This window comes from Pseudomonas sp. 34 E 7 (assembly GCF_900005715.1).
Taxonomy (GTDB): domain Bacteria; phylum Pseudomonadota; class Gammaproteobacteria; order Pseudomonadales; family Pseudomonadaceae; genus Aquipseudomonas; species Aquipseudomonas orientalis_A.
The window spans coordinates 1-12,511 of record NZ_CVTX01000147.1; the positions used below are offsets into that span (position 1 = coordinate 1).

General features: G+C 60.7%; 13 protein-coding genes. 9 read left to right on the forward strand and 4 right to left on the reverse strand.

The window, feature by feature from the left end:
• Together mreC and mreB are read right to left on the reverse strand one after the other, a co-directional pair.
• A partial coding sequence (mreC, locus tag BFP96_RS15830) for a rod shape-determining protein MreC (RefSeq protein WP_256549049.1) occupies positions 1-827 on the reverse strand: 827 nt, incomplete at its 3' end.
• Between the two features lie 187 nt (positions 828-1,014).
• Positions 1,015-2,052, reverse strand: a complete 1,038-nt coding sequence (gene mreB, locus BFP96_RS15835; protein WP_002555108.1) for a rod shape-determining protein MreB — start codon at positions 2,050-2,052, stop codon at positions 1,015-1,017.
• 210 nt (positions 2,053-2,262) lie between these two features.
• Between mreB and gatC the strand changes: the two genes are divergently transcribed.
• The 6 genes from gatC to BFP96_RS15865 all read left to right on the forward strand — a co-directional run bounded on the left by gatC (position 2,263) and on the right by BFP96_RS15865 (position 7,492).
• The gene (gene gatC, locus BFP96_RS15840; RefSeq protein ID WP_003188556.1) at positions 2,263-2,550 is read left to right on the forward strand and encodes an Asp-tRNA(Asn)/Glu-tRNA(Gln) amidotransferase subunit GatC; all 288 of its coding nucleotides are present in this window, start codon (positions 2,263-2,265) and stop codon (positions 2,548-2,550) included.
• A gap of 16 nt (positions 2,551-2,566) precedes the next feature.
• Positions 2,567-4,018, forward strand: coding sequence for an Asp-tRNA(Asn)/Glu-tRNA(Gln) amidotransferase subunit GatA (gene gatA / locus BFP96_RS15845; RefSeq protein WP_065936562.1), 1,452 nt, complete (start codon positions 2,567-2,569; stop codon positions 4,016-4,018).
• 10 nt (positions 4,019-4,028) lie between these two features.
• Positions 4,029-5,474 (forward strand): Asp-tRNA(Asn)/Glu-tRNA(Gln) amidotransferase subunit GatB, encoded by a 1,446-nt coding sequence (gene gatB / locus BFP96_RS15850; protein ID WP_065893620.1) that lies wholly within the window; start codon positions 4,029-4,031, stop codon positions 5,472-5,474.
• A gap of 160 nt (positions 5,475-5,634) precedes the next feature.
• Positions 5,635-6,006, forward strand: a complete 372-nt coding sequence (locus tag BFP96_RS15855; RefSeq protein WP_065893621.1) for a septal ring lytic transglycosylase RlpA family protein — start codon at positions 5,635-5,637, stop codon at positions 6,004-6,006.
• Positions 6,007-6,032: 26 nt separating this feature from the next.
• Entirely contained in the window at positions 6,033-7,112 is a 1,080-nt protein-coding gene (locus BFP96_RS15860) for a calcium/sodium antiporter (protein ID WP_065893622.1), read from the forward strand.
• The gene (locus tag BFP96_RS15865; RefSeq protein WP_065896475.1) at positions 7,109-7,492 is read left to right on the forward strand and encodes a carboxymuconolactone decarboxylase family protein; all 384 of its coding nucleotides are present in this window, start codon (positions 7,109-7,111) and stop codon (positions 7,490-7,492) included. The genes BFP96_RS15860 and BFP96_RS15865 overlap by 4 nt, the downstream gene beginning before the upstream one ends.
• A gap of 3 nt (positions 7,493-7,495) precedes the next feature.
• On the opposite strand, the gene BFP96_RS15870 is transcribed toward BFP96_RS15865, so the two are convergent.
• The gene (locus tag BFP96_RS15870; protein ID WP_065936563.1) at positions 7,496-8,437 is read right to left on the reverse strand and encodes an AEC family transporter; all 942 of its coding nucleotides are present in this window, start codon (positions 8,435-8,437) and stop codon (positions 7,496-7,498) included.
• 307 nt (positions 8,438-8,744) lie between these two features.
• On the opposite strand from BFP96_RS15870, the gene BFP96_RS15875 reads away from it, so the two are divergent.
• The 3 genes from BFP96_RS15875 to BFP96_RS15885 all read left to right on the forward strand — a co-directional run bounded on the left by BFP96_RS15875 (position 8,745) and on the right by BFP96_RS15885 (position 10,937).
• Positions 8,745-9,344, forward strand: coding sequence for a GNAT family N-acetyltransferase (locus BFP96_RS15875; protein WP_065936564.1), 600 nt, complete (start codon positions 8,745-8,747; stop codon positions 9,342-9,344).
• A gap of 313 nt (positions 9,345-9,657) precedes the next feature.
• Positions 9,658-10,236, forward strand: a complete 579-nt coding sequence (locus BFP96_RS29245) for a hypothetical protein (protein ID WP_139113410.1) — start codon at positions 9,658-9,660, stop codon at positions 10,234-10,236.
• On the forward strand, positions 10,233-10,937 hold the full coding sequence (locus BFP96_RS15885) for an HAD-IB family phosphatase (protein WP_065893627.1): 705 nt from the start codon (positions 10,233-10,235) through the stop codon (positions 10,935-10,937). The genes BFP96_RS29245 and BFP96_RS15885 overlap by 4 nt, the downstream gene beginning before the upstream one ends.
• A gap of 14 nt (positions 10,938-10,951) precedes the next feature.
• Here BFP96_RS15885 and garD read toward each other — a convergent pair whose 3' ends face one another.
• Positions 10,952-12,505, reverse strand: coding sequence for a galactarate dehydratase (gene garD, locus BFP96_RS15890; RefSeq protein WP_065936566.1), 1,554 nt, complete (start codon positions 12,503-12,505; stop codon positions 10,952-10,954).
• Positions 12,506-12,511: the final 6 nt, after the last annotated feature.

The window sequence follows — 12,511 nt, forward strand, 5'->3', positions numbered from 1 at the left end:
TTGTCTTCCGCCTCCTGAGCCTGCGCCGCGTCATTGGCGCGCTCTTCCGGCGTGCGGTTGTCGCTGAACACCAGCAGCAGGTAGCGGCTGCGGTTCAACGCGGCAGTCGGGACGGCACGCACAATGGCAAACGGCTGGCCGGAATCATGGATGACCTCCTTGACCGTGGCCACTGGGTAGCCGGCCGGGAAGCGCTGGCCGAGGCCGGAGCTGACCAGCAGGTCACCCTCCTTGATATCAGCGGTATCGGCTACGTGCCGCAGTTCAAGGCGTTCCGGGTTCCCGGTGCCGCTGGCAATGGCGCGCAAGCCGTTGCGATTGACCTGCACGGGGATGCTGTGGGTGGTGTCCGTCAGCAGCAGGACGCGCGATGTGTAGGGCATCAACTCGACCACCTGGCCCATCAGGCCACGGGCATCGAGCACCGGTTGGCCGAGCACCACGCCGTCACGCTCGCCCTTGTTGATGATGATGCGATGGGTGAAGGGATTGGGGTCCATGCCGATCAACTCGGCCACTTCGACCTTTTCGTTGACCAGCGCGGAGGAATTGAGCAACTCGCGCAGCCGAACGTTCTGCTCGGTGAGGGCGGCAAGCTTTTGCATGCGGCCCTGCAACAGCAGGTTTTCGGTCTTGAGTTTTTCGTTCTCGGCGACCAGTTCGGTGCGGCTGCCGAATTGGCTGGCCACGCCCTGGTAGAGACGTTGCGGCAGGTCGGTGATCCAGTAAGTCTGCATCAATACCAGCGACATCTGACTACGCACAGGCTTGAGCAGCGAAAAGCGCGCATCGACCACCATCAGCGCGACCGAAAGCACGGTCAGCACCAACAAGCGCACGCCCAATGAGGGGCCTTTGGCAAAGAGCGGTTTAATAGGCCGCTCCTCCCAGGCAAATATTCTCTTTATTCATACGGCATCAAACCGGCCTGGATGCAGATTGAAGAAGATAAACGCCAACAGGCAGCACTGCAAAGTGCTGCCTGCCGACCCAGCATGAACCGTCCAGGCGATCTTATTCGCTGGAGAGCAGGTCCATGGTGTGTTTATCCATCATTTCCAGTGCACGACCACCGCCACGGGCAACGCAGGTCAGCGGGTCTTCGGCGACGATCACCGGCAGGCCGGTTTCCTGGGCCAGCAACTTGTCGAGGTCACGCAACAAGGCGCCACCACCGGTCAGTACCAGGCCACGCTCGGCGATATCGGAAGCCAGCTCCGGCGGCGACTGCTCCAGGGCGCTCTTCACCGCCTGGACGATGGTGGCCAGGGACTCTTGCAGCGCTTCCAGCACTTCATTGGAGTTCAGGGTGAACGCACGTGGCACACCTTCGGCCAGGTTGCGACCGCGAACATCGACTTCGCGAACTTCGCCGCCCGGGTAGGCAGTACCGATTTCCTGCTTGATGCGCTCGGCGGTGGATTCGCCGATCAGGCTGCCGTAGTTACGACGCACATAGGTGATGATCGCTTCGTCGAAGCGGTCGCCGCCAACGCGTACGGATTCGGCATACACCACACCGTTCAGGGAAATCAGGGCGATCTCGGTGGTACCGCCACCGATATCCACCACCATCGAACCGCGCGCTTCTTCAACCGGCAGGCCGGCGCCGATTGCGGCGGCCATCGGCTCTTCGATCAGGAATACTTCGCGGGCACCGGCGCCAAGGGCCGATTCACGGATGGCACGACGCTCCACCTGGGTGGATTTGCACGGAACGCAGATCAGCACACGAGGGCTGGGCTGCAGGAAACTGTTTTCGTGAACCTTGTTGATGAAGTACTGCAGCATCTTCTCGCAGACGCTGAAGTCGGCGATCACGCCGTCTTTCATCGGACGAATGGCAGCAATATTGCCTGGTGTACGGCCGAGCATGCGCTTGGCCTCGGTGCCAACGGCAACGACACTTTTCTGATTACCATGGGTCCGAATGGCCACAACCGATGGCTCATTCAGAACGATACCGCGCTCGCGCACGTAAATAAGGGTGTTGGCAGTGCCCAGGTCAATGGAAAGATCGCTGGAAAACATGCCACGCAGTTTCTTGAACATGGGAAAGGGACCCTAGGCAACGCGTGGGTAAAAAAGTGCGGCAAACTCTAACAACGACAGGGATTTTGGGCAAGGCGCCAATGTGCTAAATTGGCCGACTTTCTGTGCACCAACCCCCACAATCGCGGCCATATGACCGTAGAAATGCGGTAGTGTTCCGACAATCTAACACACGGACGCCTTCCGTTCTGTTTTCCACTGGAGAATCCCATGGCGCTTGAACGCTCCGACGTGGAAAAAATCGCGCATCTGGCCTCGCTTGGCCTCAATGACGCCGATCTTCCACAGACCACCGCAGCCCTGAACAGCATTCTCGGGCTGGTTGACCAAATGCAGGCCGTCAATACCGACGGCATCGAGCCCCTGGCTCACCCGCTGGAAGCCAGTCAGCGCCTGCGCGCAGACGTCGTGACCGAGCGCAATAACCGCGAGGCCTACCAGTCCATCGCGCCAGCGGTCGAAAACGGCCTGTACCTGGTTCCGAAAGTCATCGACTAAAGGGAAAGAGCCTTTCATGCATCACATGACTCTGGCCGAGATCGCCCGCGGTCTCGCCGACAAAACGTTTTCTTCCGAAGAGCTGACCAAGACCCTGCTGGCGCGTATTGCCGAGCACGATCCCAAGGTCAACAGCTTCATCAGCCTCACCCAGGAGCTGGCCCTGAGCCAGGCCAAGGCCGCCGACGAGCGGCGCGCCAACGGTGAAGACGGCGCACTGCTGGGCGCCCCGATCGCCCACAAGGACCTGTTCTGCACCCAGGGTATTCGCACCAGCTGCGGCTCGAAGATGCTCGACAACTTCAAGGCGCCCTACGATGCGACCGTGGTCGCCAAACTGGCCGCCGCCGGGGCCGTGACCCTGGGCAAGACCAACATGGACGAGTTCGCCATGGGGTCGGCCAACGAGTCGAGCTACTACGGCGCAGTGAAAAACCCATGGAACCTGGATCACGTACCCGGCGGTTCCTCCGGCGGCTCGGCTGCGGCCGTGGCCGCACGCTTCCTGCCCGCCGCGACGGCAACCGACACCGGTGGTTCGATCCGCCAGCCGGCCGCCTTCACCAACCTCACCGGCCTGAAGCCGACCTACGGTCGCGTTTCCCGCTGGGGCATGATCGCCTACGCCTCGAGCCTCGATCAGGGTGGCCCGCTGGCGCGTACCGCTGAAGACTGCGCAATTTTGTTACAAGGCATGGCAGGCTTCGATAAACAGGACTCCACCAGCATCGATGAGCCGGTACCGGACTACAGCGCCGGCCTGAACGAGTCGATCAAGGGCCTGCGCATCGGCGTGCCAAAAGAGTATTTCAGCGCCGGCCTCGACCCGCGTATCGCCGACCTGGTGCACAACAGCATCAAAGAGCTGGAAAAGCTCGGCGCGGTGATCAAGGAAATCAGCCTGCCGAACAACCAGCACGCGATTCCTGCCTACTACGTGATCGCACCAGCGGAAGCGTCCTCCAACCTGTCGCGTTTCGACGGTGTGCGCTTCGGCTATCGCTGCGAAGACCCCAAGGACCTGACCGATCTGTACAAACGCTCCCGTGGCGAAGGCTTCGGCAGTGAAGTCCAGCGCCGGATCATGGTCGGTGCCTATGCCCTGTCCGCCGGCTACTACGACGCGTACTACCTCAAGGCGCAGAAGATCCGTCGCCTGATCAAGAATGACTTCATGGCGGCCTTTGAAGAAGTCGACGTGATCCTCGGCCCGACCACGCCGAACCCGGCGTGGAAGATCGGCGCCAAGACCGGCGACCCGATTGCCGAGTACCTGGAAGACCTCTACACCATCACCGCCAACCTCGCGGGCCTGCCGGGCTTGTCCATGCCCGCCGGTTTCGTCGATGGCCTGCCGGTCGGCGTGCAATTGCTCGCCCCGTATTTCCAGGAAGGCCGCCTGCTCAATGTGGCGCACCAGTACCAGTTGCACACCGACTGGCACACCCGCACCCCTACCGGCTTCTGAGGAGAACACTATGCAATGGGAAGTTGTGATCGGGCTGGAGATTCATACCCAGCTCGCCACCCAATCGAAGATTTTCTCCGGCAGCGCCACCACGTTCGGTTCCGAGCCCAACACCCAGGCGAGCCTGGTGGACCTGGGCATGCCCGGCGTGCTGCCGGTGCTGAACCAGGAAGCAGTGCGCATGGCGGTGATGTTCGGCCTGGCGATTGACGCCCAGATCGGCCAGCACAACGTGTTCGCGCGCAAGAACTACTTCTACCCGGACCTGCCCAAGGGCTACCAGATCAGCCAGATGGAGCTGCCGATCGTCGGCAAGGGCCACCTGGACATTCCCCTGGAAGACGGCACCATCAAGCGTGTCGGCGTGACCCGTGCGCACCTTGAAGAAGACGCCGGCAAGAGCCTGCATGAAGAGTTTCCCGGCGCCACCGGTATCGACCTGAACCGCGCCGGCACGCCGCTGCTGGAAATCGTCTCCGAGCCGGACATGCGCAGCGCCAAGGAAGCCGTGGCCTACGTCAAGACGATCCACGCACTGGTGCGCTACCTGGGCATCTGCGACGGCAACATGGCCGAAGGCTCGCTGCGCTGCGACTGCAACGTGTCGATCCGTCCCAAGGGCCAGGCCGAATACGGCACCCGCTGCGAGATCAAGAACGTCAACTCGTTCCGCTTCATCGAGAAGGCGATAAACAGCGAAGTGCGTCGCCAGATCGAGCTGATCGAGGACGGCGGCAAGGTCATCCAGCAAACGCGCCTGTACGATCCGAACAAAGACGAAACCCGCGCCATGCGCAGCAAGGAGGAAGCCAACGACTACCGTTACTTCCCCGACCCGGACCTGTTGCCGGTGGTGCTGGAAGATTCGTTCCTCAACGATATCCGCGCCACCCTGCCGGAGTTGCCGCAGCAAAAACGCGAACGCTTCCAGGCGCAGTTCGGCCTGTCGGTCTACGATGCCAGCGTCCTGGCCTCCAGCCGTGAACAGGCCAACTACTTCGAGAAGGTCGTGAGCATCGCCGGCGACGCCAAGCTGGCGGCCAACTGGGTCATGGTCGAGCTGGGCAGCCTGTTGAACAAACAGGGCCTGGAAATCGACGAAGCGCCGGTCAGCGCCGAGCAACTGGGCGGCATGCTGCTGCGCATCAAGGACAACACCATCTCCGGCAAGATCGCCAAGACTGTGTTCGAAGCGATGGCCGCCGGTGAAGGCAGCGCCGATGACATCATCGACAAGCGTGGCCTCAAGCAAGTCACCGACAGCGGCGCGATTTCGGCGGTGCTCGATGAAATGCTCGCGGCGAACGCCGAGCAAGTCGAACAATACCGTGCGGCGGACGAAGCCAAGCGCGGCAAGATGTTCGGCTTCTTTGTCGGCCAGGCGATGAAAGCGTCCAAGGGCAAGGCCAACCCGCAACAAGTCAACGAGCTGCTCAAAAGCAAGCTCGAAGGCTGATAGCGCAGAACGGTCCGAGTGGGGTTTCATGCTCGACTCGGACCCATGTGGGAGGGGGCTTGCCCCCGATGAGGGTGTGTCAGTCGGCACATGTATTGACTGCTGCACCGCTATCGGGGGCAAGCCCCCTCCCACATTTGTCAGGGGGATATCCAAAAAAATGAAGCGTCTACTCGGCCTGCTGGCCCTGTCTTCCCTGCTGACCGGTTGCGCCAGCGGCCTCATCGACCCCAATGGTTATGACGAAACCGGCACCGCCTCCTACTACGGCGCCAAGCACCACGGCAAACGCACTGCCAGCGGTGAAGCCTTCAACCAGAACGCCATGACCGCCGCCCATCGGCGCCTGCCCTTCGGCACTCAGGTCAAGGTGACCAATCTCGCCAACAACCGCTCTGTGGTGGTCCGTATCAATGATCGCGGTCCGCATGGCCGCGGGCGCCTGATCGACCTTTCACGCAAGGCCGCCGAGCAACTGCGTATGCTGGGCAGCGGCACCGCACGGGTGCGCGTGCAAGCCCTGAACAACTGATCGAGGCCGCCTTGAGTATTTTCGGATTGAACGCCCTCTCGCCCTGGAGCCTGCTCGAACTGGTCAGCGGCTTGCTGCTGCTGATCGTCGGCGCTGAAATCCTGGTGCGCGCTGCGGTGCGCCTGGCGGCCAGCCTCAAGGTGCGGCCCTTGATCATCGGCCTGAGCATCGTCGCCTTCGGCAGCAGCGCGCCACAGATGGCCGTCAGCCTGCAAGCCACCCTGGCCGGCAACACCGATATCGCCGTGGGCAGCGTGATCGGCAGCAGCATCTTCAATATCCTCGTCACCCTGGGTTTGTCTGCGTTGATCATTCCGTTACGGGTCTCACGACAACTGGTGCGCCTGGATATCCCGGTGATGATCGTCGCCGGCCTGTTGGTGTTCATCCTCGCCGCCAATGAGGCCCTGACGCCGTTTGACGGCCTGGTGCTGCTGGTTGCGCTGGTGGCCTACCTCGGCGTGCTGCACTACCAGACGCGTCACTCGCGGCGTCCGCGAACGCTGGCCACCGTGACCAAAGCACCCTGGCTGAGCAGCGTGCTGCTGATGCTTGGCGGGTTGCTCGTGCTGGTGCTGGCCGGGCATTTGCTGCTGGGTGCGGCCGTGGCGGTGGCGAGCGACCTGGGCTTGTCGGAGCGCATTATCGGCCTGACGTTGATCGGCGTCGGCACCTCGCTGCCCTGCCTGGCCACGTCGCTGATCGCTGCCTTGCGTGGCGAGCGTGAGATTGCCGTGGGCAATGTGATCGGCAGCAACCTGTTCAACCTGCTGGGCGTGCTGGGGTTTACCGCGCTGGTGGCACCGTCGCCGCTGTCGGTCTCGCCCAATGCCCTGGACTTCGACCTGCCGGTCATGCTCGGCGCCATCACCCTGTGCCTGCCGGTGTTCTATACCGGCTACCGCGTCACCCGCGCCGAAGGGCTGGTGTTGCTGGGGCTGTACCTTGCGTATGGGCTGCATGTGATGGCATTTACTACCGGCATGCCGCTGGCCACCCAACTTGAACAATTGATGCTGTTTTACGTCTTGCCGGCGCTGGTGGTGGTGCTGTTGTTCACGTCGCTGCGCGCCTGGCACCGTCAACACAAGAGGGAATCGCAATGACCGGTCAGAAAAAACCAGGGGTTGAAATGCGTCGCCAGGTGATGGGCGACGCATTCGTCGACCGTGCCCTGGGCAATGCCACCGAGTTCAGCCAGCCGCTGCAGGACTTCGTCAATGAACACGCCTGGGGCAGTGTGTGGAATCGCGAGGGCTTGCCGCTCAAGACGCGCAGCCTGATCACCCTCGCCGCCCTGACCGCGCTCAAATGCCCGCAGGAGCTCAAGGGCCATGTGCGCGGCGCGTTGAACAACGGCTGTACGGTTGAAGAGATCCGCGAAGCGCTGCTGCATTGCGCGGTGTATGCCGGCGTACCGGCGGCCATCGATGCGTTTCGCGCGGCGCAGGAAGTGATTGAGGCGTATCAGGCGGACCAGCCGTAACGGTCAGATCCAGCCGCCCGCCTGCAATACAAAGATGCCGATGTTCGTGGTCACCGCCGCCATCAGGGTGGTGATCACGATAATCGCCGCTGCCAGCTCATGATTCCCCTCGGCCGCCCGTGCCATCACGAAGCTCGCCGCCGCCGTTGGCGCGCCGAAGTACAGAAATAGAATCCCCAATTCCGGCCCACGGAACCCCAGCAGCCACGCGCCCAGTGTGGCGATCACCGGCAACCAGATCATCTTCATCAGGCTCGCGCTCAAGGCCACGTTGCCGCTCTTGCGCAGCGCCGCCAGGGACAAGGTGCCGCCGATGCAGATCAGCGCCAGGGGCAGTGTCGTGTCCGCAAGATAGCCCAGGGATTTTTCCAGCCAGCCGGGCAGGCCGATCTGGAAGTACGCAAACGGCGCGGCAACGATCACGCTGATGATCAGCGGGTTGGCCACCACACTCTTGAAGATACTCCACGGGTCGGACTTGATCACCGGGCTGTATACCGCCAGCACAATGGTCGACAGGGTGTTGTAGAACAGGATCACCAGCGCGGCGAGAATCGCACCGAGGGAAATCCCGTAGTCGCCGTACATGCTGGCAGCCAGCGCCAGGCCGATCACGCCGTTATTGCCGCGAAACGCGCCCTGGGTGTAGATGCCCCGGTCTTCGCGCCTGCAGCGAAAAATCGCCCAGCCCCACGCCATGGCAAAGCTCACCAGCGTGGCCACGGCAAAGTAAATCAGCAACCCCGGCTTGAGCGCCGAATGCAGGTCGGCATGCAGGATGCCCAGGAACAGCAGCGCCGGCATGGTGACATTGAACACCAGGGATGAGGCGGTATGGATAAAGTTGTCGTTGATCCAGTTGATACGCTTGAGCAGCACCCCGAGGAACAGCATGGCGAACACCGGCGCGGTGATGGTGAGCGTCGTAAGAAAAATGGCGAGCATGCTGTATTAGCCTTGAGTCCTGTTATCAGGGAGTCGCAATAATAAAGCACTGGGGTGCGCGGCTGACATTTCATTTAACAATAGGCCTGCAAATAAAATCCAGGATCGGAGAACTGCATCCATTTGTAGGATGTAACTCAGAGTTCTTGGCTAAGCTCAGCCCATCCCACAAAACGCTACACAAGCTCCTACACGCTGATAAGAATCCGCGCCTCTGCATTATCGACATCTCCCCTGAAAATCCTCCCTGTAACATTTTAATTATTCGGTAGCGAACCATCATGTGTTCGAAACACAAGGGGTGACTATGCGTAGATCCTTCAGTCAATTGCACAATGTGCATATCAGGAGCTGGGACGATCAGGACATTGAAGGCTATGCCGACCTGCTCGCTGATCCGGAGGCAATGAAGTTCATTTCGGCCGGCACTACACGGGGCAGAGACGCCGCCGCCAATGAAATTTCGCTATTCACAAAAGAACTTATCGATCAGGACTGGTCACGCTGGGCTGTAAGCCTGGGCGTGGAAGGATCATTTATCGGTTATGCAGGATTCGCAAAAAAAGAATATGGCATCAACTTCGGCAACCGTTTCCTCAGGAAATACTGGGGCACGCCCTACCCCTTTATTGCGATTCATCTGGCGCTCGAATACGGTTTCCAACGCCTGGGGTTTGAGCAGGTCTACACGCTTACCAATATCCATCATCACCGTGCGCTGGAAATGAACAGAGCATTTTTGCATATGCCCGCAGTGGCGGGAGAAGTCATCGATACCGCCTATGGTCCTCACATAAAAATTGATCTTACACGTGAGCGGTTCCAGGAAATAAGGCTGGCTAATGTCGAGCGAATCACACGGTTCTCGCGCCGCATGAAAAAGCCTGAACACACCCAGTCCGCTTGACGAAAATCACCATTGAGTATTCGCTCCCTTGAAAACACAACCGGCTCCCGCTTGCCCTTTGCAATCCGTAGCGGACCTCTGTAGTCGAGAAACCTGGGCTTATCCTAGTTTCCCCAGGCAACTGTATATGCCCTTCGGCTACATACTGGCCGTCCTTCGCATGTTCTTGATAGTTGTACTAAGCCTGTTAGCCTGGCCATTTCCACTTGCCGTCAGGCGCGTCATATACCGAGGTATTCTCTGGATAATGGGCCTGAGGGTCAGGTGCGCACTTTCACCGCGACAAATCGCAACATTGACCGACGGTTGTGTGGTGGCCGCCAATCACGTAAGCGTTATTGATCCGTTCGCCATACTGGCGATGCCTGGCGCAACACTTGTGGCCTCGAGCGGCTACAACAGGGTTATCAGCCTAACGGCATTCCTTTTGATCAAGTGCGCGGGTGGCCGCGTCTGGAACGGCGCGGATAAAAAGACGTTCTCACGTAACCTGCGTAGTCTGCGAGACGCCCCCCAAGGCACCGCCCTTTACACCAATCCCGAAGCAACCATCAACAATGGCCGTGGCTTGTATCGCTTCCGCCCCGGGCTGCTGAGCCGCGGGTTGCCTGTGGTGCCACTTGCGGAACGCTTGATCCTGCCCTTTGGCCTGGTGCCGAGCCCGCTTCATGCATCAGGTCTGGCGTGCTTTCTGCGCCTGCTGGCTATGCCCTGGATGACCGTCGAAATGACCTATCTGGAACCGCTGGAGCGCAATGAACACCAAAGCGGCCAGGCATTTTCGGACTTGATACAAGCACGTATCGCCGCGCACCTGGGCATCGCAGCAACCCAGTGGACCCGAGAAGACAAACACCACTACCGTCGCACAGATGCGCAGGCACACCCATGACAACGAGCCGCGACACCCATGTCATTTTCGACTTCGACCAGACCCTGGTGAACCACGAAAGCACCCTGGAGATCGTCAAGTCAGCCATTGGCGAAAGCCCGAACGCCCAGCCAATGCTGGAGCAACTGCAACTGATCACGCCCAAGGCGTTGACGGGCAAGGCCAGCTTCTGGGAAATGCTGTGTGTGATGAAAATGATCCCGTATATCCGCAGGCATCATATTCAACGCTATGTCGATACCATCATTGGCAGCCTCGACCCGTCCCTGGAGCAGACAGTGCACAACCTGCAACGCGAGGGCACGCACGTGTACATCCTCTCCGGAGGGTATACGGAGTGCATTACCCCAATTGCTCGATCACTGAACATCCAAGCCCATAATGTCATCGCCAACCGTCTTTTCTGGGCCGGTTCGCGCGCAATGTGCCCCAGGCCATCACCGTTGATAAACCCCGGCAGAGGGAAAAGTAGCATCGTGCAGCGATGGCGCAAGGAAGGCCGGCTGACGGGTCGAGCCCTGATAGTCGGAGACGCCAGATCCGACTATCAGGTGTATGCCGATGGTTGGGTCGACGGTTTCGTTTGCGCCGACTATTACACCAGGCAGCCCATGCCCGAGATGTCCGGGCACATCCTTCGAGCTGACACGCCCATACAGGTTCACGCGCACATCCAGACGTTGCTGAACGAGCGTTGCTGACGGAAACGACAGCCCTAGGTGATTGGCGCGGGGTTGAACAAAGTGATGTCGTTATGCAGTTTGTGTCGCTGCGCCCACGTCTGCTTCCTGCCGCTGGCCACATCCAGGTAAAAGTGAAACAACTCCCAACCCAGCTCCTCGATGCTTGCGCGTCCGGTGGCGATGCGCCCGGCGTCGATATCGATCAGGTCCGGCCAGCGCTGGGCCAGCTCGGTGCGCGTCGACACCTTGACCACCGGCGCCATCGCCAACCCATACGGCGTACCCCGCCCCGTGGTGAACACATGCAGGTTCATCCCCGCCGCCAGTTGCAAGGTGCCGCACACAAAGTCACTGGCCGGGGTTGCGCAAAAAATCAGGCCCTTGGTCTTGAAGCGCTCGCCTGGGCCGAGCACGCCGTTGATCGCGCTGCTGCCGGACTTGACGATGGAGCCCAGGGACTTCTCGACGATATTCGACAGCCCGCCCTTCTTGTTGCCCGGCGTGGTATTGGCGCTGCGATCCGCCTCGCCCTTGGCCAGGTAACGGTCGTACCAGTCCATTTCACGCACCAACGCTTCGGCAACTTCCTTCGTCTCTGCGCGAGAAGTCAGCAGGTAGATGGCATCGCGCACTTCCGTCACTTCGGAAAACATCACCGTCGCCCCGGCCCGCAGCAACAGGTCGGATGCATAACCCAGCGCCGGGTTGGCGGTGATGCCGGAAAACGCATCACTGCCGCCGCACTGCATGCCCAGGATCAGCTCGGAGGCGGGCACCGTTTCGCGGCGGCGCTGGTCGAGCTTTTTCAAGCGGACCTCGGCCAGCGCCATGATCTGCTCGATCATTTCGCTAAAGCCGTGGCTGGAATCCTGCAACCGGTACAGCCAGGGCTCGCTCAGGTCGACGGAGCTGTCGTTGTCGTGCATCACTTGCCCGGCCTGCAATTTCTCGCAGCCCAGGCTGATCACCAGGGCTTCGCCGCCCAGGTTCGGGTTGCGCGCCAGGTTGCGCACGGTACGGATCGGAATGTAGGCATCCGTGGCCGTAATCGCCACGCCGCAGCCGTAGCTGTGCGTCAGCGCCACCACATCATCGACATGCGGGTACTTGGGCAGCAATTCATCCTTGATGCGCTGGACGGCATGATTTAGCACGCCGGTCACGCACTGCACGGTGGTGGTAATGCCCAGGATATTGCGCGTACCCACGGTGCCGTCGGCGTTGCGATACCCCTCGAAGGTGAACCCCTCCAGCGGCGCCTGGGGTTCGGGCACCTCGGTAGACAGCGGCAGGCTGTCCAGCGGCGGCGCGGTGGGCATGCGCAACTGGTCTTCCTGCACCCAGCTGCCACGCGGGATCGGCGCCAGGGCATAGCCGATCGTCTGGCCGTAGCGAATGATCCGGCCGCCTTCGGGGATATCTTCCAGGGTCACTTTGTGGCTTTGAGGGATGAAGTCCACGGTGACCAGGCCGTCCGGGAACTCGGTCCCGGCCGGCACGCCCTGGTCGTTCACCACGATCACCACATTGTCGCGCTCGTGCAGGCGAATCGAGCGCGGCGAGTCGGCATGTTCAATCAACTGCATCACATG